General features: G+C 58.0%; 18 protein-coding genes and 1 tRNA gene. 6 read left to right on the forward strand and 13 right to left on the reverse strand.

The window, feature by feature from the left end; translation table 11 throughout:
* Nucleotides 1-41: 41 nt before the first annotated feature.
* The 6 genes from VFQ24_08395 to gap all read right to left on the reverse strand — a co-directional run bounded on the left by VFQ24_08395 (nucleotide 42) and on the right by gap (nucleotide 4,791).
* Nucleotides 42-128 (reverse strand) — tRNA-Leu (locus tag VFQ24_08395).
* A gap of 65 nt (nucleotides 129-193) precedes the next feature.
* Nucleotides 194-511, reverse strand: coding sequence for a preprotein translocase subunit SecG (secG, locus tag VFQ24_08400; protein HET9178362.1), 318 nt, complete (start codon nucleotides 509-511; stop codon nucleotides 194-196).
* A 40-nt stretch (nucleotides 512-551) separates the two neighbouring features.
* Complete coding sequence (tpiA, locus tag VFQ24_08405) at nucleotides 552-1,310, reverse strand: triose-phosphate isomerase (protein ID HET9178363.1); 759 nt, start codon at nucleotides 1,308-1,310, stop codon at nucleotides 552-554.
* A 115-nt stretch (nucleotides 1,311-1,425) separates the two neighbouring features.
* On the reverse strand, nucleotides 1,426-1,824 hold the full coding sequence (locus VFQ24_08410; protein ID HET9178364.1) for a four helix bundle protein: 399 nt from the start codon (nucleotides 1,822-1,824) through the stop codon (nucleotides 1,426-1,428).
* A 672-nt stretch (nucleotides 1,825-2,496) separates the two neighbouring features.
* On the reverse strand, nucleotides 2,497-3,687 hold the full coding sequence (locus tag VFQ24_08415; GenBank protein HET9178365.1) for a phosphoglycerate kinase: 1,191 nt from the start codon (nucleotides 3,685-3,687) through the stop codon (nucleotides 2,497-2,499).
* A 99-nt stretch (nucleotides 3,688-3,786) separates the two neighbouring features.
* Complete coding sequence (gene gap, locus VFQ24_08420) at nucleotides 3,787-4,791, reverse strand: type I glyceraldehyde-3-phosphate dehydrogenase (protein ID HET9178366.1); 1,005 nt, start codon at nucleotides 4,789-4,791, stop codon at nucleotides 3,787-3,789.
* Nucleotides 4,792-4,890: 99 nt separating this feature from the next.
* Between gap and VFQ24_08425 the strand changes: the two genes are divergently transcribed.
* Entirely contained in the window at nucleotides 4,891-5,307 is a 417-nt protein-coding gene (locus VFQ24_08425) for a hypothetical protein (GenBank protein HET9178367.1), read from the forward strand.
* Nucleotides 5,308-5,949: 642 nt separating this feature from the next.
* Here the strand turns inward: VFQ24_08425 and VFQ24_08430 are convergent.
* The gene (locus tag VFQ24_08430) at nucleotides 5,950-7,221 is read right to left on the reverse strand and encodes a hypothetical protein (GenBank protein HET9178368.1); all 1,272 of its coding nucleotides are present in this window, start codon (nucleotides 7,219-7,221) and stop codon (nucleotides 5,950-5,952) included.
* 139 nt (nucleotides 7,222-7,360) lie between these two features.
* A complete protein-coding gene (locus tag VFQ24_08435; GenBank protein HET9178369.1) occupies nucleotides 7,361-8,725 on the reverse strand; it encodes a Gfo/Idh/MocA family oxidoreductase in 1,365 nt (454 codons plus the stop codon).
* Between the two features lie 185 nt (nucleotides 8,726-8,910).
* On the opposite strand from VFQ24_08435, the gene VFQ24_08440 reads away from it, so the two are divergent.
* On the forward strand, nucleotides 8,911-9,153 hold the full coding sequence (locus tag VFQ24_08440) for a DUF4160 domain-containing protein (GenBank protein ID HET9178370.1): 243 nt from the start codon (nucleotides 8,911-8,913) through the stop codon (nucleotides 9,151-9,153).
* A complete protein-coding gene (locus tag VFQ24_08445) occupies nucleotides 9,131-9,988 on the forward strand; it encodes a DUF2442 domain-containing protein (protein ID HET9178371.1) in 858 nt (285 codons plus the stop codon). The genes VFQ24_08440 and VFQ24_08445 overlap by 23 nt, the downstream gene beginning before the upstream one ends.
* A gap of 137 nt (nucleotides 9,989-10,125) precedes the next feature.
* Here VFQ24_08445 and VFQ24_08450 read toward each other — a convergent pair whose 3' ends face one another.
* On the reverse strand, nucleotides 10,126-11,007 hold the full coding sequence (locus tag VFQ24_08450) for a hypothetical protein (GenBank protein HET9178372.1): 882 nt from the start codon (nucleotides 11,005-11,007) through the stop codon (nucleotides 10,126-10,128).
* Nucleotides 11,008-11,424: 417 nt separating this feature from the next.
* Here VFQ24_08450 and VFQ24_08455 point away from each other — a divergent pair, with 417 nt between their 5' ends.
* A complete protein-coding gene (locus VFQ24_08455) occupies nucleotides 11,425-12,816 on the forward strand; it encodes a glycoside hydrolase family 27 protein (protein ID HET9178373.1) in 1,392 nt (463 codons plus the stop codon).
* A gap of 27 nt (nucleotides 12,817-12,843) precedes the next feature.
* Here VFQ24_08455 and VFQ24_08460 read toward each other — a convergent pair whose 3' ends face one another.
* The 3 genes from VFQ24_08460 to VFQ24_08470 all read right to left on the reverse strand — a co-directional run bounded on the left by VFQ24_08460 (nucleotide 12,844) and on the right by VFQ24_08470 (nucleotide 17,700).
* A complete protein-coding gene (locus VFQ24_08460) occupies nucleotides 12,844-13,617 on the reverse strand; it encodes an SGNH/GDSL hydrolase family protein (protein HET9178374.1) in 774 nt (257 codons plus the stop codon).
* A 140-nt stretch (nucleotides 13,618-13,757) separates the two neighbouring features.
* Complete coding sequence (locus tag VFQ24_08465) at nucleotides 13,758-14,921, reverse strand: site-2 protease family protein (protein HET9178375.1); 1,164 nt, start codon at nucleotides 14,919-14,921, stop codon at nucleotides 13,758-13,760.
* A 310-nt stretch (nucleotides 14,922-15,231) separates the two neighbouring features.
* A complete protein-coding gene (locus VFQ24_08470; GenBank protein ID HET9178376.1) occupies nucleotides 15,232-17,700 on the reverse strand; it encodes a glycoside hydrolase family 36 protein in 2,469 nt (822 codons plus the stop codon).
* A gap of 215 nt (nucleotides 17,701-17,915) precedes the next feature.
* Here VFQ24_08470 and VFQ24_08475 point away from each other — a divergent pair, with 215 nt between their 5' ends.
* Together VFQ24_08475 and VFQ24_08480 are read left to right on the forward strand one after the other, a co-directional pair.
* Complete coding sequence (locus VFQ24_08475) at nucleotides 17,916-18,401, forward strand: ATP-binding protein (protein HET9178377.1); 486 nt, start codon at nucleotides 17,916-17,918, stop codon at nucleotides 18,399-18,401.
* Nucleotides 18,370-18,720 carry an STAS domain-containing protein gene (locus VFQ24_08480; protein HET9178378.1) on the forward strand — a complete coding sequence of 117 codons (351 nt, stop codon included), beginning with the start codon at nucleotides 18,370-18,372 and terminating at the stop codon, nucleotides 18,718-18,720. The genes VFQ24_08475 and VFQ24_08480 overlap by 32 nt, the downstream gene beginning before the upstream one ends.
* A gap of 123 nt (nucleotides 18,721-18,843) precedes the next feature.
* Here the strand turns inward: VFQ24_08480 and VFQ24_08485 are convergent, their stop codons facing one another.
* The gene (locus VFQ24_08485; protein ID HET9178379.1) at nucleotides 18,844-19,818 is read right to left on the reverse strand and encodes a FliA/WhiG family RNA polymerase sigma factor; all 975 of its coding nucleotides are present in this window, start codon (nucleotides 19,816-19,818) and stop codon (nucleotides 18,844-18,846) included.
* Nucleotides 19,819-19,888 lie beyond the last annotated feature (70 nt).

Here is a 19,888-nt window from a genome sequence, read left to right on the forward strand (position 1 = left end):
TAGTCCAGACTTGGGTCAGGAAATAAGATCATCGCGAGGTATGGTGCGGAAGGGGGGACTCGAACCCCCACGGTCTCGCGACCGCCAGCCCCTCAAGCTGGTGCGTCTGCCAATTCCGCCACTTCCGCATGGGAGGCAAATTTGATTGACCCATGCTGAGAACGCATGGCGTCGTGTAGGCCGTTCCTTTTCCTCACTTCTTGGCTGGCGCCGCCGGTGCGATTGGGACAGCCGGGGCGGTATGGGTCTGGGCCGGCGCGTTTTGCATCACCGAGTTTGATGTCGCTTTCGTAGCCCAGATCGCCAGCGTTATCGAAGTCGCCATGAAAATGAAGCCCAGCACCCAGGTGATCTTGGCCAGGGTCGTCACCGCCCCGCGGGGACCAAAAGCCGCCTGGCTTGAGCCGCCAAAGGCCGCCGCCATATCCACGTTCTCTCCGCCCTGGATCAGGACGACAACGATCAGCAGGATGCTCGAAATAACCTGGAGGGCCGTAACTGCAAAGTCCATAAAAAACTCCCTTTCAAACTGCGCGCCGCAGGGCACGTTTTCAGGCCGAGGGATAATTGATAATCGCCGCGAAGGAATCAACTTTGAGGCTTGCGCCGCCCACCAGCGCCCCATCGATATCGGGCTGGGCCATCAGCCCTTTAATGTTCTCGGGCTTGACGCTTCCGCCATAAAGGACCCTCACGCGCTGGGCCTGATCTTCGCCAAACTGCCCATGCGCCAGTCCACGCAAATATGCATGGCTTTCCTGTGCCTGCTCGGGAGTAGCGGTGCGGCCGGTCCCAATCGCCCACACGGGCTCATAAGCCACAATGATACGGGAAAACTCAGAGGGGGTCAACCCGGCGAAGCCGCGCTGAAACTGGCGTTCGAGCACCTGCTGCGTCTCATTGCTTTCGCGCTCATCCAGCGTTTCACCAACGCAGACAATGGGAGTCAATCCCGCAGCGAGCGCGGCCTTGAGCTTGCGGTTCACCTGCTCGTCGGTTTCGCCGTGGTCCTGCCGCCGCTCGGAGTGGCCGATGATCACATGCGAGCAGCCGGCGTCCACCAGCATTCCCGGAGCGACATCGCCGGTGTGCGCCCCTTCGGCGTCCCAGTGGACGTCCTGGGCAGCCACTCCGATCCCGCTTCCCCTGGCGGCCTCGGCGGCGGCGGCCAGAGCGGTAAAAGGGGGAGCCACCACCACGTCGCAGTGATGAACTCCCGCGATGCCTGGCTTGAGCCCTTCGATGAACGCGGCAGCCTCTCCGCGCGTCTTGTACATCTTCCAGTTGCCAGCAATTACAGGTCTCCGCATGTCGCTTCCATCTCCATCTGCCGTGAGTAGGCAGTCAGCAGTAAGCAGTAGGCAGAAAGCAGTCAACACTCGACAGTGCGCGGTACCCTCACTGCCCGACTCCGGCAGGAGTTACTCACCTCGGTGTAAACTTCTGTGGGTTAGCCATTATGCCACCCAGCATTCTCCCTAATTCCTCGTAGGCGACTGAAAGGCGTTTGTGATCCGCATCGAGCAAATATCCACAGTCCAGCGCGAAGTCCAGCCACACCTGTGTTTCCGTCGCCTCGGCATCACAATCCGTCATCTTACTGAGAAACATGTTAGGGTATCGGCGCTTACGATAACCTTCCGCGATGTTCGCCGCCACGCTGCGCGAGGAACGGCGAATCTGGCTCGTGAGTGAATAGCGCTCGTCTTCGGGAAACCTTTTCGACAACCTGAAAATCTCCCTGGCCAGATTAAAGGCGACCTGATACACCTTCAGGTCTCTGTGGCCGCGTACAATTAGGTTCCCGTCGATTGACGCTCGCATCCCACTCCGCCTTCTAAAAAACTGCCTAATGGGTCAGCGAACCACCCTGGGCAAGTCAGTGCTGCTCATGTCCAGATCTCCTATCGCCTTCACGCGCGTGCACTTGCGCTTCAGGAAGAGACTTCATGGGACGATTGCCCGTCCCCTCCCAAGGTTGCAATCGTGGCAAAGAATTTGGAGATTATCTAACGTAATTTTTCTCCGTTTGCAACTGCCAGGATATAATCGGCGTGTAGAACGATATTCAGGTGCGAAGCCGGACTTCTGCCGCAAGCAACGCAACGAAATCGGTCCCGCATGAAAGCTTTGAATCTGAGGCCCGCGAGTACTTCTCGGCGGTCGGACTGAATGCTCGGCTTCTGGATCGCTTCGTCTTTTCGCAAATTGGCTGACCGACGTAGAGATGTTCCAGTCCCGCCTTTTGAAGTGCCTGCTTCCAACCGCCGAATCTCCGAGAGAGCGTTTTTGCCGATACCTTCGCGCCGAATCGCCTAAAGGCGGTTTTTGTCAGCGGCTCATCTCGCGGCAGCAATTCTGCAATTCGCCTTAGCTCATCGAGCAGCGCTCCGTCCGTGTTGTCCGGAAGAAAGTCGATTTCGTAACGGCTCATTTGTCCCCGCCGCCAACTGGCTATTGCCTTCCGCCGACTGCCTGCTGCCCTCTGCCTTCTGCCTACTGCTTTTCCGGCAGGGCTTCGACGCCGGGCAGCTTGAGCCCTGACAGGAACTCGAGTGAAGCGCCGCCGCCGGTCGAGATGTGCGTGATCCTATCTTCGATGCCGGCCTTGTGGACCGCCGCCACGGAATCCCCGCCGCCAACAATTGATACCGCTCCGGATCCGGCAACGGCGCGCGCCACTTCCATGGTGCCCTGCGCAAACTGGTCAATCTCAAACACGCCCATGGGGCCGTTCCAGATGATCATTTTGGCTTTTTTGATCTCGGAGGCGTAATCCGCTCTCGTTTTCGGTCCGATGTCAACGCCCAGGCGGTCAGCGGGAATGCCGGCGGAGTTGACCGTCTCAGCTTTGGCCGAGGCGTCCAGCTTATCGGCTACAACGTGGTCCTGGGGCAAACGGAAGTTCACCTTCTTCTCTTTGGCCTGTTGCAGCAGTTCCTTCGCCAGGTCAAGTTTGTCGGCCTCAAATTTTGACAGGCCCACCTCCACGCCCTGCGATTTGAGAAAAGTGTAGGCCATGGCCCCGCCGATCAGGACGGTGTCGGCAAAGCCCATCAGGTTCTGCAGGAACTTGATCTTGTCAGAAACCTTGGCGCCGCCCACAATGGCCACGTACGGGTGCAACGGGTTGTCGAGGGCTTTGCCAAGATATTCGAGTTCCTTTTCCATCAGCAGGCCCGCCGCTTTCACGGGAACGTAGTGGGTGATGCCTTCCGTGGAAGCGTGCGCGCGGTGCGCGGAGCCGAATGCGTCATTGATGTAAACTTCAGCTTTGACGGCCAGTTGCTTGGCAAATTCCGGGTCGTTGGCTTCCTCTTCCTTGTGGAAACGCAGGTTCTCAAGCAGGACAACGCCGCCTTGCTTCAATTCCTCCTCCTGCTTGTCCGCCTGCGGGCCGACGCAGTCCGAGGCAAAGCTGACCGGTTTATTCAGCAGCGCGGCCAGGCGCTCGGCGGCCGGCTGCAGGCTCATCTTCGGATTCACTTTTCCTTTGGGCCTGCCGAGGTGAGATGCCAACACCAGCTTCGCCCCGCGGTCAACCGCCAACCGGATGCTCGGTAGGCTGGCGCGGATCCGTGTGTCGTCAGTAATCTCTCCCTGGTCGTCGAGCGGCACGTTGAAGTCAACCCGCATGAACACCACTCTGCCTTTCAGATCAACATCGCGAATCGACAGTTTCGACATCAGTCGTCACTCCTTGTTAAAAACAGTAGGCAGAAGGCAGAAAGCAGAAGGCAGAAACTTCCGGCTTCTGCCTTCCTGCTCCGGGCTTCTGCGTGATGCCTACAGTGTCTTTGCGACGTAGTTGACCAGGTCGCGAACGCGGCAGGAATATCCCCACTCGTTGTCGTACCAGGCGGTGACTTTCGCCAGATCGCCATCAATCACCTTGCAGAATGGGGCATCAATGATCGATGAGTGCGGATTTCCGCGGAAATCAACGGAAACCAGCGGCTCCTCCGAGTATTGGAGAATCCCCTTCAGTGGGCCATCGGCCGCCTTCTTGAACGCGGCATTGAGTTCCTCGGTGGTGGTTGGCTTATTCAGCACGGCAACCAGGTCAACCAGTGAAACGTTGGGGGTGGGCACGCGCATCGCGTAGCCGTCGAGCTTGCCCTGCAACTGCGGCAGCACCAGTCCCACGGCTTTGGCCGCTCCGGTGGTGGTGGGAATGATGGAGAGGGCGGCGGCACGGGCGCGGCGCAGGTCCTTGTGCGGCAGGTCCAGAATATTCTGGTCATTGGTGTAGGAGTGGACGGTGGTCATGGCGCCCTTCTTAATGCCGAAATTCTCGTCCACAACTTTGGCAGCAGGCGCCAGGCAGTTGGTGGTGCAGGAGGCGTTGGAAATAATGTTGTGCCGGGCAGGGTCGTAACTCTTTTCATTCACGCCCAGAACGATGGTGATGTCTTCGCCCTTGGCCGGCGCGCTGATGATCACCTTCTTGACGGTTCCGTGAAGATGCTTGCTGGCGTCCTCGGCCTTGGTAAACAGCCCCGTGGATTCCACCACGATCCGCGCGCCCAGCGAGGACCAGTCAAGCTGCGCAGGGTCCTTCACCTTGAAAACCTTGATGGTCTTCCCGCCCACGGTAATGGAATCCTCGCCGCTCGTCACTTCTGTGTCGAGGTTCCCCAGCACCGAATCATACTTCAGCAGGTGGGCCAGAGTTTTTGGATCTGTAATATCATTGACCGCAACCACTTGAATGTTTGGGTCGTTCAGCGCGGAACGAAACACGTTGCGCCCAATCCGGCCGAAACCGTTGATGCCTACCTTCACTGCCATTCGCAACCCCCTCAACAGGAAATTTTCACGTTTGGATAAACATTCGATTTTAATCACTGGCTGGAGTTAAGTCAAATTGGGGTCCACGGGTCCCCTCGCATGGGCGGGACCACGACGGCTGTGACACAAAATCAAAACCAACAACTCCATTACCAATTGCGTTCGGCTGTTTTTTCGCTGGCTTGTATTTTCAGCAAGATCGGTAGCTTTGTTTTTAGGTTTGTTCCGGTTTGTTTTTTCCACAGCTACCTGTTTTCAACAACTTCTCCGCTTCGTTTTCCGGTTTGTTCCGGTTTGTTTTTTGTCCATTTCTCTTTGTTTTCAACAACCTCTCCGGTTCGTTTTTCAAAAAAGGTATTCTTTTTTGTTTTTGCTCCCAACAATTGGCAGGGAAAATGGCCTTGGTTTAGCTCGCAAAGTTCCTACTTTACCGGCGCCCATTCGTCACCCGCCACTGAGAAGACCGCCGGGCCAATGATGGATCGCGCGCTGCAAACACCACGCCTCATTCCCTGATCCTGCACCGAACCTTCGCTGTTTAACTTCGCAGGCTTTGCAAGACATGCCCCGGTCCCGCGCCTTACCGGGAAGCAGTTATTGGAGGCTATCATACTAGCCGACGAAAGTCAAGCAAAATCGGCGGGGAGAGGCTGGAAGTCAGGAGCCAGGAGCCTGAAGTCAGGAGCGGCGGGTCAGTGCTGTAGACTTTCCCGATGATTGCTTCAGCGGCTGAAGCCTTTGGCCGGAGCGGCCTGTCAAATGTCGGAGCTGAAGCTTCGACCTTTGGAAGAAAAAGCAGCAGCCTTGGATGGGCCACGTTGGGCCGGGGTGGCGCAGATATCGAGTTTTGATATCTGCGTTCAGCGAAGCTGAGAGGGTTTGCGACGTGCGGTGCAGGAGCCGCAGTTATGGCGGCGACGGGCCATCGTCAGGTTGGAGATGGTTTTTGGAAGATACCTCGAACATAGCAATGGGCCGACTGGAATGGACACCAGCAATAGCCCCTCGCCCCGCGAGACCGCAGATACTGCAAGGCGAGCATCTGCGCCACCCGCGTATCGCGAAGCCGTTCTCGCAGTGCGGGGGCGCCCCCACCTTCGGCCCGCGACTGTGCCCACAGGAAGAGGATATCTGCCGTCAGTTATGGAGGGGGATTGGTCACTTGGTCAGGACCTGATACTGGCACCCGCTATCCGTGAACTCGGTGCATTCTGCAACCCATTGGTGGCCACGATCATCACGAAATTGCAATCCGGCGGAAACCCGGAAGACGGCCCCACCATCGACCTGCATGGACGTGGGAAACCCGCGAGCGGCGTATTGAACGGAAAGCACGCATCGATGCTTCTTTACATTCTCCACGTGCTTCAGGCCACCCGAAGCATCGTAGGTGTAGGAGAGTATTTCGCCCGCGGCGTTCGTCGAGAGGGAAAGACGCTTCTGGTTGTCATAACTGTAGGAGGCTCTTCCTCCAGCGCTATCTTCGATGGAAATTATGAACGGCCCCCGATAGTAAAGTTTCATCCAGCGCCCGTCGCTGGAGCGGACCTCGTGGAGATTGCCATCGCGGTCGCGCTCGAGCGTGAGACTCGCGCCCGACGGTTCAGTTAACCCCACCAGCGCACCCTCCTGTGGTCGCTGGGCATAATAGGAATCGGGAAAGACAATCGATCTGCCATCGGGCAAATCATAGTCCCATCCGTTGCCATTCCAGCCGGCGAGCGCCTTGTCGAACTCCGACCGCGTACTGCGAGACTTATATACGGCCTCGGCGTAGCCGGTGCCTTTGCTAATCCGATTGAACAGAACGCCGCTCCTGTCAGCAAGCCAGAGAGTCTGGTCCATGTAGGGGCTGCGGTGGCCAGTTGGATAGGTGAGATACTCATTGGGAAGGTAAACCTGATAATTCGAATTCCAATCTACGTAGCGTTGGACGACGCGCGTAAACGCGATCGGAGGATCGCCGGGCAAGTAGAGGTCAGTCTGCACAAACATCACCGTCACGTCGTTCAGACTGAGTTCCACCGCGTTCGCCGGAGGGCCGCCCGGAACCAGATCCAGGCAGTCACGGAAAGGGCTGCCCGATGGTTTTGGCCCTCTGGACGGAGGCGCAGGAACACTTAGACTCCCCGTTTCAACGATCCCCTCCGCGACGGATAGCACCAGACAGGGAAAACTTCCTAATGGTCCATTAAGCGCAGCCGGAGCCGCTTTGGCCAGCACATCCTCCTCTTCGCGAAGACGCCGCCGAAGCACAGAATCGAGCCGTCGTGGGACAATCTTGACGACTCCCGTAGCGACCTCAATTCTAAACACGACCCAGGGAGCAAACCAGCGTATGAATAACACGAGTCCGACCGCTACGATTCCGAAGATCGCCCACTCAATCAGTTTACGTTTTGTTCTATTAACCTTGTCAGGTCCGCCCATTGGGACTTTCGCCTCACGAATATGCAGCTTGCTCCCGCCTTCGGCCCGCGACGGTGCCCGCGTAAAGAGCCTGAAAATTGTGGGGCCAACGAATGGGCCTCGCGCAAAGCGGCGGCGAGCCGCCGCACTCCAGGGGCATTTAACCCAGCAGCTTCATTTTTTCCGGGTCCCAGCGGACGACGGCTTTGCGGTCGTAGCTGAGGTTGCTGAGCAGGGCCGCCCCGGCGGCGCGGAATCCGAAGACAGGGTCTTCCACCACGGGGCGGCGGGCGCGGACGGCGTCGAAGAAATTCTTCAGGTGGTCGTAGGTGTCGTTGTAGCCCTCGGGGGCGATGTATTTTTCTTCGCCCAGCGGGATGTCACCTGAAGGATGCATGATGGGATACTTCTTGCGGTAGGCGGCCAGAAATTCCTTCTGCATGCCCGTGGCGAAACTATTCACCGAGTAGCCCGGCTCTTTCTCGCGCGGGACCCTTGAGAGACCGACACCATCTCCGTATATGGTCATGGTGCCTTCCGAACCCGTAAACACCAGGCCCTCGCTTTCGGCGCCGCCATCGACAAAGTTGACGCGCAGGCTCAGGTTGAAGCCCTCAGGATAATCGAACAGGCCCAGCAGCACGTCCGGCACGTCGCGGCCGTCGTTCCAGAAGCGAAGCCCGCCCGTGGCCACGGCGTGCGTGGGGCCGTTGACACCCGCGACAAAATGGGTGCCGCTGAACAGATGGACGAAAAGGTCTCCGGCTTCGCCCGAGCCATAGGCTTTCCACTTGCGCCACTGGAAAAAGTGTTCGGGGTTCCAGGGAATTTTAGGCGCTGTGCCGAGGAAGCGCGGCCAGTCACAAGTTTCGGTAGAGGCGTCGAGTGGAACGGAATAATTCCAGGCGCCGATGGAAGAGTTGCGGTCCCACCAGGCCGTAACCATGTTCAATTTGCCGATGGCGCCTGAGGCCAGCAGTTCCTTCGCCTTGCGGTAAATCATGGAGCTGACGCGCTGGCTGCCCACCTGCAGGATGCGGCCGGTGCGCTGCGCCGTTTCGATGATTTTGGGTCCATCGGAGTAGAGATGGATCATGGGCTTTTCAAGATAGACGTCTTTGCCGGCGCTCATGGCATCGACGGCCGCCCGCATGTGCCAATGATCGGGCGTGCCGATGATCACGGCATCAATGTCCTTGCGTGCCAGAATTTCCGCATAATCGCGCGTCGTCTGAATGTCGGCTCCCCAAAGCTCTTTGGCGTGAGCGAGGCGCCCGTCGTAGCAGTCCGCAACGGCCCTCACCTTCACACCCGGCACCTGCGCGGCCGTTTTCGTGTCCGACTGCCCCCGGCCCCCGGCGCCAATCAAGGCAATCTGCAAATGATCGTTGGCCGCCACTGGCCTTGCCGGTGCTTCCTGCCGTTCGGCCATGGCGTGGACCTGCACGCCGCCGGAGATGAAAGTGCCCGCCGACATGATGCCACCCGTTTTCAGAAACCTTCTCCGATTCACCTTTTCCGCCATGGGTCTTCACCGCCTGAAAAATTGGACTGATCGACGCTGGGTACTCTACTGGGCTAAGCCGCAGCGGACAATCCTGAATTGAACTCTCAATTGAACTCTGGGTTCTTGTATCAGATATCGACGACCGATCCCACGCAGGTTTTGTCGCGCCATTCTTCAGGTCGGCTATTGTATACTGCTTTGCGATGCCCACGGTCAAAGATCTCCCTGGCCCATATAGATTTTTCTTTTATAGCTTCGATTGCAACGAACCGGTGCATGTTCACGTCCAACGTGAGAAAATGGTATGTAAGTTCTGGCTGGAGCCGGTTGAGCTCGCTCGGAGTCGCGGCTTCTCGGAACGGGAGATAAGCCTGATTCGACAGCTCATCGAATCGAATCTGAGCAAAATCAAGAAGGAATGGAATGAGCACTGCAACCCTGACTGAGCCTAGGATTGTTTCGGTTGACGTTACAAGCCAAGCTATTGTCGCTCGTCTCCTAGATGGCCGGGTGGTAAGTGTGCCGTTAGAATGGTCGTGGCGCCTGACGAAGGCAACGCCCGATCAGCGAAAGCATTGGGAAATCATCGGAGGCGGCGAGGGAGTTCACTGGCCGGATGTCGATGAGGATATCAGCGTCGAGGGCATGTTGAGAGGCGTCCCGGCAAAACGTCCTTCCCGAGCCCACGACGCTACACCGTCCTACTCGGGGCAGATGCAGATCACTTTAGGCCTCGATTTCGTCAGCGCCGACGAACCGGAACTTCTGGATGCGGTGCGTAATGCTTTTCCACAGCACCTCCGACCTCGCGTTTACGCCAAGGTCCTATGCTCCGGCATGGACACGCCTCTATTTGTGCTAGGGATTACGGCATTGGGGTGGGGCGGCAAAAGGCTCCTGACGCCCGCGCTGGACGAACTCGGCGTTTATCTCCAGAATGCTGTCAGGGCATTCGTCGGCAAGCGCCAACAACGACTACCAGGCGTCCGGGTAGACCTCAGCGGTGAGAACCTGGAAATCGAGATCAAAATCGACGTAGAAACCACCGCTCTTTTGGGATGGGCAGCCCCGAACGAAAGGCTTTCAGAGTTGAGGCAGCTTCTTGTCGAGGCTATGAAGGACGCTGTGGTTTCCGAGGCAGACAGACTTTTCGTAGCTTGGAACGGGCAATCCGAAGGCTGGGAGCTACAGCAGGTGTGGCCCAAAGACATGGACACCACACGGGTGTATTACCTCCGCGACGACAACACTGGCACATGGGTGGTCAAGCGAATTGGTTAAGGGCATGGCAAATGCAAAGGTGTCTCCAGATCCCCGATATTGTAAGGAAACGCGGCACCATTGTATATTACGCCTCTACTCTAAGCGCCAGCAGACGTTTAGAAGGAACAAAAGCCTGCCAACAACGTTGAAGATACCTAATACTGGTGGATCTTGACGACGGTGTCGCCGTTGAAGGTGACGAATAGGGTGTGGGGCGGCAGGCCGTAGAGCCAGTCTTCCGTCTCCTCTCCGTTTGCGGCGGTTTGCCGCACTTTGCGGAAGGGCGCGCCCTTGGCTGAGAGCACGGCGTCGCGGTTCATGCCCACCACAACTTCGTGCTTCTTGATGGCCTCTTTGAATTTTTCAGGCACTTTCGGCGAATAGAGTTCCGTGGGCAGCTTGCGGTTAAAATCGAGGGCCGCGCTCAGCAGCTTCTTGGCATCATCCACGCTCAGATCCGGGACCTTTTCACCCTTAAACGTCAGGGTGATGGAAGACCCGTAGGCGATCGGGTTTTGCTGTTGCTGTTGAACAACGGGCTGCATCATGTCGCCGGGGCCGCCCATCCCGATCTGAATGTGCTGGTACCATTTCTTGCGATTCTTTCCGCCGTTGTTGATCTCGAAAACTACATCATGCGCTGAAAACTTGATCTGGGTGATTTCGACCGGTATTCCCGGCTGGATTGCAGCGCCGTTGCTGCGGAGCTCTTTTTCCGCCCGGTCCATGTCGAGCTTGCCCTGGTCATTGATATATACGCCGTGCTTTCCGCGTGGCAGCATCACCTTGGCTACGGCAATTTCACGGTCCAGTCCGCGGATCAGCAGGATGCGTCCCAACTGATCAAGGTGGTCTTCTGTTTCCTCCTTCGCCAACAAAGGCGCAGGAACGAGAAGCAGAACGGCAACAACGGCCGCCAGCAGGGCACAACACCAGTCTCGATTTCTGCTTCGGAAATTTTGTTTGCCGAACGTCGGTTGGCTGGCAGACAGCAAATGGAGGAAGGATAACAGACCGAAAGGCTCACGGTATTTCATACCCGTACCCACTCTTCGGCGCTATCGTTGCGCCGTTCCTGGCGTTTCCCGGGCGGGAAATCATCAGGAGAAAAATGGGGAACCGCGGTTCACTTTTCGCTTCTTAAACCGAGTGACAGCCCCCTGATGTCGCTGGTTGCACAGACAACGCCTGGAAACGAAAATAAACCGTTCCCGCCGCGATCACGCCTAAGCACAGGATACTACCTTCCGGGCCGGATGCGCCAGCAGTGCGTCAAAAAGTTGCAAAATTTTTGCTTGAAGCGCGCCGGTGGTAAGCTCCATACCGCTGACGATCAACCCGCGCTGCGCCGGGAGCCTTTGCGCTCATGATCTTGCCCGCGAAAGTCAAGGCCAGCTTGCGTTACGTTCAGGATGGTGCTTTAATTGGCCGCCTGAATGGTAATGGGAGGCGCCATGAGTAATCCAATTCGAAATCTCTGCGTCCTGCTGTTTGCTGCGGTTATGGTCGTCGGCGCGGGACTGCTGCCATCCGGTGATGGACGCGTTGCGGCAGGGCAGAAACCGAAGGAGCCTTCCGCCGAGCTCGCCCCCACGCCGCCCATGGGATGGAACAGCTATGATAGCTACGGCGGGGATGTCAACGAGCAGCAGGTGAAGGCCAATGCGCGCTACCTGGCGGACCATCTGGCGGTCTATGGCTGGAAGTACGCGGTTGTGGATTATTACTGGTACTATCCCAGCGGTCGCGCCAGCGGCACACCGACGATGGATGAATACGGCCGCCTGCTGCCCACAACCAATCGTTTCCCCTCCGCGGCAGATAGGCAGGGATTCAAGCCCCTTGCGGATTATGTTCATTCGCTGGGACTCAAGTTCGGCATCCACATCATGCGCGGCATCCCCCGCGCCGCCGTCGAGCAGAACCTTCCCATCCTCGGGACCAAAGCGCACGCCAAAGACGTTGCCAACCTGCTGAACACCTGCTCCTGGTCGCAAGCAATGTACGGGGTTGACGTTTCAAAACCTGCGGGTCAGGCCTACTACAATTCGCTCGCGGCACTTTACGCTTCGTGGGGTGTGGACTTCATCAAGGCAGACGATATGAGCCGCGCCAGCAATCCTTATGGGGAGGTGTACCATGCGCCGGAAATCGAGGCGCTTCGCGCGGCCATGACCCGCTCCGGCAGGCCCATGGTGCTGAGCCTTTCGCCCGGCCCTACGCCTCTGGGCCAGGCCGCACACGTGGAAAAATATTCGCAGATGTGGCGCATCTCCGACGACATGTGGGACAACTGGCCGGAAGTGCGAAACCAGTTCGGATACTGCCGACTCTGGGCGCCCCACATCGGGCCCAACCACTGGCCGGACGCCGATATGCTTCCTCTGGGGCTGCTGCGGCTGCGCGGCTTTGATGACGGCCCACGGCTGTCGCGACTGGCCCACGACGAACAGATCACGCTGATGACTCTCTGGTCGATATTCCGTTCACCGCTGATGATGGGCGGCGACCTGCCCACGCTCGATCCTTTTACCCGCTCCCTCCTGACCAATCAGGAGGTGATCGCGGTGGACCAGCATAGCTCCGGCAATCGCCTGCTGTTTACGCGCGGAAATCAGATTGCCTGGATTGCGGACATCCCTCGTACAAGACAGAAGTATGTTGCGCTTTTCAATCTGGGCGAGTCACCAGAGGAAATCACCGTGTCGTGGCGCGAATTGGGCCTGGCCGGAAAAATGCCCGTCCGCGACCTCTGGAAAAAGGAGACTCTGGGGAGCTTTGACAAGCAGTTCTCGGCCCGGATCGCCCCGCATGGCTCCGGCCTTTACCGAGTCGGGACACGGTGACCTCCCTCCCGGCGCGCGCCGGTTTCACTACTTTTCGTGTAAGGCTTTCTCAATGGCCGCAGTGGCAACAGGCGCGAGCAATGCATAGCCGCGGTCATTCGGATGCAGGCCGTCATTCGAGTAGCCATCTTTCAACATTCCCTTGCTGTCCACCAGCGCCGAATAGTAATCCGCGAAAGTGGCATTCGCCCGGGCGGCGTAAGTCTTGATCCAGGAGTTCAATTCCAGAATCTGTGCAGGAGGCCGTCGCGCGGTTTGCGGATGCCCGGTGTAATCGCTGACTGGCGTCAGCGAGCAGAGGACCACCTTGATGTGGTGCGCTTCTGCAAGCTCCGTGATGGCTTTGTAATTCTCTTCGATCATCCTGGCCGTTTCAGGGCCGGTGTTGCCCGCCACATCATTGGTGCCGGCCAGCAGGATGACCACGTCTGGCTGGAGGTCAATGACATCCGGATACATCCGCACCAGCATCTGGGGCGTGGTCTGGCCGCTGATGCCGCGGTTGACATAGGGCTTGCCGGGGAAGAACCTATCCAGCTTCCAGCCATCCGTGATGGAATCGCCCAGAAACACCACGCGCCCTGGCACGCGCGGCTGGGCTTCCAGGCGCAGGTTGTCCTGATGGTACCGGCCGAGCTGGTTCCAGTCCTGCAGTTCGCTGGCGAGCTTCTCAGCGGCGCCCGTCAGGCAGCAGCCTGCCGTGGGCGGATTAAAACCCTGCACCAGTTGGGCGCTAAGGCTTGTGCAGAGCGGGAAGTATTGGAGCAGCAGTAATGCCAGAAGTGTCCACAGCAGACGCATAGTTTCTCCTTTCGGAAATCGGATGGCTGTTTACTATAAGGCAGGCGCGTGTTTTTGAGAAAGCTTTTGTTCGACCGCGGGCGGCCCGGCAGCCCAACCGCCAAGCGCAGATTTTTGCTCCAGCGCTTGAAGGAAGCCTCTCACACGCGGAAATTGGAAGGAATCTCCGATGATCCCGATTCCAACTCAAGCTTGGTGGAAAGGAAGTTCAGCAGGTCCTTCAGCGTCAAGACTCCGGCAAGGCGGCCGTTATCAACCACCATCAATCGGCTGTTCTGGGTTTTCTTCATCTGGGCAAGGGCCTTGACAGCATCCGTGTCAGTCGTCACCGTATCTTCGGCGCAGGTGGCGCGCATCACAGCCTGCACACTGTTCTGCGCCCACTCATCGCGAGGGACCTGCTTCACCTCTTTGGTGGTAATGCAGCCCAGCAGACGATTGGATTCATTGACCACGGGAAACATCTTGTAGTGGTACTTGTAAACATAATTGTCAACCAGGTCTTGAAGCGAAATTGCGGGCGACACGGTGACGGGGTTAGTGTTCATAAACTGGCGGATGGACTCGCCTTCCAGCATCCTCTGGATGATAAGCTGCTGGTAAGAACCCTGGGCGACCGACCGCAGAAACATTCCAATCAGAAACAGCCAGACCGCTCCGATAAAGTCTCCGAAAAACAGCAGCCGGTACACGCCGTAAGCGATCAACAACACTCCAAACCCGGACCCGATGGCGCTGGCAATCCGGGTAGCCTGCCAGATGTTGCCTTTCCAGTACCACAGCAGCGAACGCAGGACGCGTCCGCCGTCCAGCGGAAATGCCGGAACCATATTGAACGCGGCCAGGACCCAGTTGATCCAATAGAGGTAGGTGAACACTTCCACGACGGGGACCGACCAGACTCCGCGCATGGTTACGGCCAGGGCGTAGAAGATGCCGCCCAAAATGACGCTGGTCAGCGGCCCCGCAATCGCCATCTGGAATTCCGCTTTGGCGCTGGACGGCTCACGCTCCATCTCCGCCACCCCGCCAAAAATGAAGAGGGTGATTCCCTTCATGGCCAGACCGCTTCTTCGCGCCACCAGCGAGTGGGCAAATTCATGGACGATGATCGAGGCAAACAACAGAAAGGCGCCCGCGATTCCCATCAACCAGTATTCGCCCTGGGAAAGGCCAGGCTGGTCGCGGGGGAAAACCATGGCCGCCAGGGACCAGGTGATCAGCACGGCGATGATCAGCCAACTGGCGTCTACGCGGACCGCAAAGCCGAACATTCTGAACAACGTGAAAGTTCGTCCGAACATGGCGCTGCTCCGTCACGGATAGCGTTTGCACCCCGCTACCCCGAATTCCAACTCCATCAATCGCTCACATAACGGCTTCCCGCTCTATGGACTATGATAAGGCCGCACCGCAGTCTCCTCATCTAATTTTAAGCCTGCCGAAGGCATGAAACAATTCAGGAACCCGCTCCGCCATTTCATCCTGCACGAAACGGTTGGACCCTTCAAGAGGCAAAGGTGATTGCACGGCTGGGTTCTCCGCCCCTCACCGCCAGCCACGATTGGCGTTCGTGCGATGACAACCCGAGAACGTCCGGCGTGGGCGGATCAATCAAAAGGTCAGAATGAGTTCGGCTTCGCCGTTGTTGGGCCGGACGAGCGTTACCCGGACGGTATCGCCCGCGCGTGCCAGAGCTGCGATCCGGGCGCCCGCCGCGCGTTGGGACTTGAGGGCTGCGCCCGCGGTGTAGATCGTCAGGGTGGTGGGATAATTCTGCACCAGAGAAGCGTTGATTCGAAGCTGTCTTCTTGCGGAGTCCCACGATTCGTTTGCGACCTCCACTCCACCCATGGTGATGTGCCGGTCAGTCCCGATCAGTTGAGGGTGGCCCACGTCGGGCCGGATGGAAACCACCTGGCAGTGATGCGGCGGAAGCTCCACTGCATACTCCCCGCGCACCCTGCCCAGGAACTTCTGCTTCCAGAAGTCAAACAGCAGATAATCATGGTCAGTTTCGAGGCCTGCTTTGGCAAAGTTGAGCACAATCCTTCGCGGCGCTGGCGGATTCAGATAGGACGGGAGGGGCAGAAGCCGCAGGCCAGGAGGCTTTACCGAGGCGACCGCCATGCTCTGGTTCTGTTTTTCTGCGTTGTCGAGTTTCGAAGAAATTGCGAGCTGCTCTCCGTATTCGTGGCTGGTCCCAAGCAGTTGATCATCGCGGTTCAGGATTTTTAGCGCACCGGGCTGCATATCAACCGGCATTTCATCAGGTCCCTCGTCCCAGTTGAACAATCCCGCCACCGCCCAGGAACCGAACCGCCGTTTGAGGTGCAGAACCCAGACAGGGCGGTCGGTCTCAAAAGGATAGAGGTCCATGGGCGTGATGTCCGCGACGGGCATGATCTTTCGAACCATGTCCCGGCGCTCGGGCGGCAGGGTCACCTCGTCATCACCCAGCATCAAGACCTGTCCCGTGAGGCCCAGGATGGAGGTCCAGGTGCGCGCTTCTTCGAGCGTCAGCGGCGGACGAACGACCAGCGCGTCTGGATCGCCATACCAGGCAATGCTGTGCGTGTAGTAGCCGCGCCGGATGCCGGCGAGAGCTTCGCGCACCCCCCGGAATGAAGGCGGCTCCCCGTCGCCCACCACGTCGCCGGCCAACCGCCCCGCCTGCGCAATCCCAATGGCTTCAGTGGGAAAGGCAGGACCACAGGCAGAGAAAAAGACTCCGGGCTTGGAGTCCATGGCCTGGCGGATGAGGCCGAGCGCCTGGCGGAACGCCGTGTTCGCATCCAGCGTGGGATCATAGGCGCGAGCGCGGTTTTCGGCCCAGATGTCGCGCGTGGCATTCTCGCCGTCCAGCTTGAAGTAGTCGTACCCCCAGTTGAGCGCGTGGTCGCGGTACGTGTCATAGAGGTATTTTTTAAGGGCAGGATTTGAAAAATCGGCGACGTAAGTGCCGAACCATGTGCCCAGCTTTCCGCTGCCGCTGGCGTTGTGCAGAAACCAGTCGGGGTGTATTTCATAGAACTGCTCATCGGCGTTTCCAAAGGCCGAGAGCCAGAGGCCAGCATAGAGACCGTTGGCGTGGATCTGATCGGCCAGCCACTTCATGCCGCGGGGAAACTTGTCGTTCCAGGCGTTCCAGTCGCCGCCGATGGCCGATCCCTTTTCGCCATCGCCCGCAGCCTGCCAGCCGGCGTCCACCAGGCAGTACTTCAGGCCAAACGGCTTGTAATACTTTGCGACAGCCTGCGCATTCTCCACGATTTCCTTCTCGTTGACGTGGGAGAAATATTGGTACCAGGAAATCCAGCCCACGGGAACTTCCGGCCATTTCACCTTGTCGAGCGGTGCAAAGAAAGGCAGCCTGCTTCCGAGAACGCGCTCGACCACCCTGAACCGGCAGTGAGGAGCAGCGCTGAGGGCGTCCGAAGCCGAAACCTGGAAACCCTTTGCAACCGGACTGAAGGCGGCCTTGCGGGCAAAGACCTGGAGGGCCTGGTCGCGAAAGCGGTCATAAACACAATCGTTGAGAGTGCTGGCGGTAAGCCCGCTGGTCATCTGCTGAACGCCATCGCCGGGGTCGCGCAGCCGCGCCTGGATGGGGTCAGCACCTCCGTCAATTTCCGCCACAATCGCCGCCTGCGCCTCACCTCCGGACGGAAATCCGGAAAGGGACACGTCCAGCCCTGGCCCATCGCGGCTGAGCACAATCTCATAAGTTACCGGACCATGCACCTTGAAAATCCAATGGCTTTTCTGGAAGGAGGGCGCGCGAACCAGCGTGGTTCCTGCCGCCGTGGAACTGAGCTTAGGATTGCCTGCGGTTACTTCCACTCGCAAACCGGTCACCCAGGTAGCTCCACCATAGGCCAGAGCAAGGGTGCGGCGGTCCCTGGAAGCAGTGACCGTCCAGGCCGCGGATCCATTACCTGCCGGACCGGACACCGCAGCCCTGGTGGTCCGGCTCCGGGCCCTTGTAGATGCTTGAGGAAATGCCTGGAGCAGAAGTCTTGCCCCCGCAAGTACCGCTAATGCGAGGATAACGGACAAGTAGAGAGATTTTCTGGACCCCATTCCGTTAGCCGGCCCTCCCCAATTGCGCATCACCCCGCTTCCGGCAAGCAACTACCCCGCGCGCGTGGATTATACCCCCAAGGTGAGCGCCTTATGAGATAATTCCTCTTCGTTTTGCCATCAGGCCTCGAACCCCGGAAAAATAGCAGGGTGTCTTCGTTGACTTTCGCAACCCTCCTATTGTAGTTTCATCGCGGGGGTTATTCTTGCCGTTAATGCAGCCTGAGGCCAGCGTCGTCGAGGTGATCCTCGAAAGCAATCTTGCGAATGTCGAGAGGGCCGAAGAAGCGGCCCGAAGCGTTGCTGCGAAAATGGGGTTCGATGAAGAACGCGAGTTCCATGTTGAGATGGCGGTACACGAAGCTGTTATTAACGCCATTCACCACGGCAACAAGGAAAATCCCGGCAAGAAGGTGCACATCAGGTTTCTGGTCTTCCCAGACCGGCTTGAAATTCATGTACGGGACGAAGGGCAGGGATTCGATCCCGCCACCCTCCCGGACCCTCTGGCCAGCGAGAATATTTTGAGCAATTCAGGAAGAGGAATCTTTCTGGTGCGCAAATTCATGGACGAATTCAGGGTTGAGAAGTCGCCTGCCGGAGGGACAGAGGTCATCATGGTAAAGCGTCTGACCGTTCGAATTCAGTCAAACCAAGGAGGAACAGGCCGTGAGCATGAAGGCAATGGTGCGTCAGGTTGATTCTGCAACTGTCGTTGACGTCAGCGGGAGAATCACGCTCGGCGAGGCGTGCAAGGAACTGCGTGAAGTCATCCGCGGAGAGCTTGGCAAGGGTCATAAGAACCTCCTCTTGAACCTCGCCGACGTTACCTACATTGACAGTTCCGGAATTGGAGAATTGGTCAGCGCCTTTACGGCGGTTTCAAACCAGGGAGGACAACTGAAACTGCTCCACTTGACCAAGAAAGTACATGACTTGTTGCAGATTACGAAGCTTTACACCGTTTTCGACGTTCACGATGACGAAGCCGACGCCATCAGCAGCTTCAAAACGGCTTAGGGGGCCCGGCTGTCTGTCGAGCCCCTCGCCGGTGCCAGGTCATTGGCCGCTTCGGGAAAATGACAGGGCGCAGGGAAAGGCACCCATCCTATCCTGACATCTCGAAAGTCGCTCTAGAGTTTGTTAAGTTCTCTTTCTGGCATTTTTAGGTGTCGCGCGGGACAGCCTCTTTGGCTTCCGGGATTCGCTCCCGGCGCGTCGCCGCCGTTGAACAGAGGTGGGAATATCGGAAAGTGTTGAGGCCAGCTCCGGAGAGGCCGTCCGGTGGTGATACTGGTCTGCATCGCAGGGCAGAATGGTAACCGGACTGGCCAAAGGCTGCCTGCCGGCGCATTCCTCTTCCCTCTGTTGCGCAATAAGGACCTCTTTCATCCTGGCTTTTAGCGACGCGACCGCGGAAGAATGGATTTGCGAAACGCGGGATTCGCATACGCCCATCCGATTGCCCGTTTCCTTCATCGTCAAACCTTTGAAGTAGTAAAGGTCGAGTGCTTGCCGCTTTCGCGGAGGCAGTTTGGACATGGCCTTTGCCAGCAGACCGTTCATCTCGGCCCTTTCGCAGAGGACGAAGGGGCTCTCCTCTGCGGTATCCGCCATTTTTTCGTCCAGGGAATGCCCTTCCAGAGAGGTGGGTTCCTGCAGGCTGGCAACCTCCAGACCTTGCAGGTCCCGCAGCAGCAACTGGAGCTGGTGGTCGGTGACTCCCATGGCGTCGGCAAGTTCCGTCTGAGAGGGCGCCCGGCCCAGCTGAGTTTGAAGCTTTTCTCTGGCCGCCTCAAGCTGACGCCCTTTCTGCCGCAGCAGCCGCGGACTCCAATCCTGCTCACGGAGACTGTCAAGGATCGCTCCCTGGATGCGATAACGGGCGTAGGACTGTAATTGCACGTTCCTTTTGGGGTCAAATTTTGCGAGGGCCTCGATCAGGCCCAGGACGCCGGTGTTAACAAGGTCCTCCAGCGGGATGTGATGCGGCAGCCTGGCATGGATTTTTTGAGCGATGAACCTTACCTGCGGAAGCTGCTCCATTACCATCTGATTACGTTCACTTAATTCGAAACCTTTCAACTGCAATCGGGCCGTAGCGGGGGTTGTGCCCACGTGGCGCTCCTTTCTCTCTACAGTGAGAACTGGATATGGACCCGTATCCAGCAAGAGACAGATCGTTAGT

This window comes from Terriglobia bacterium (genome assembly GCA_035712365.1).
Lineage (GTDB): Bacteria > Acidobacteriota > Terriglobia > UBA7540 > UBA7540 > SCRD01.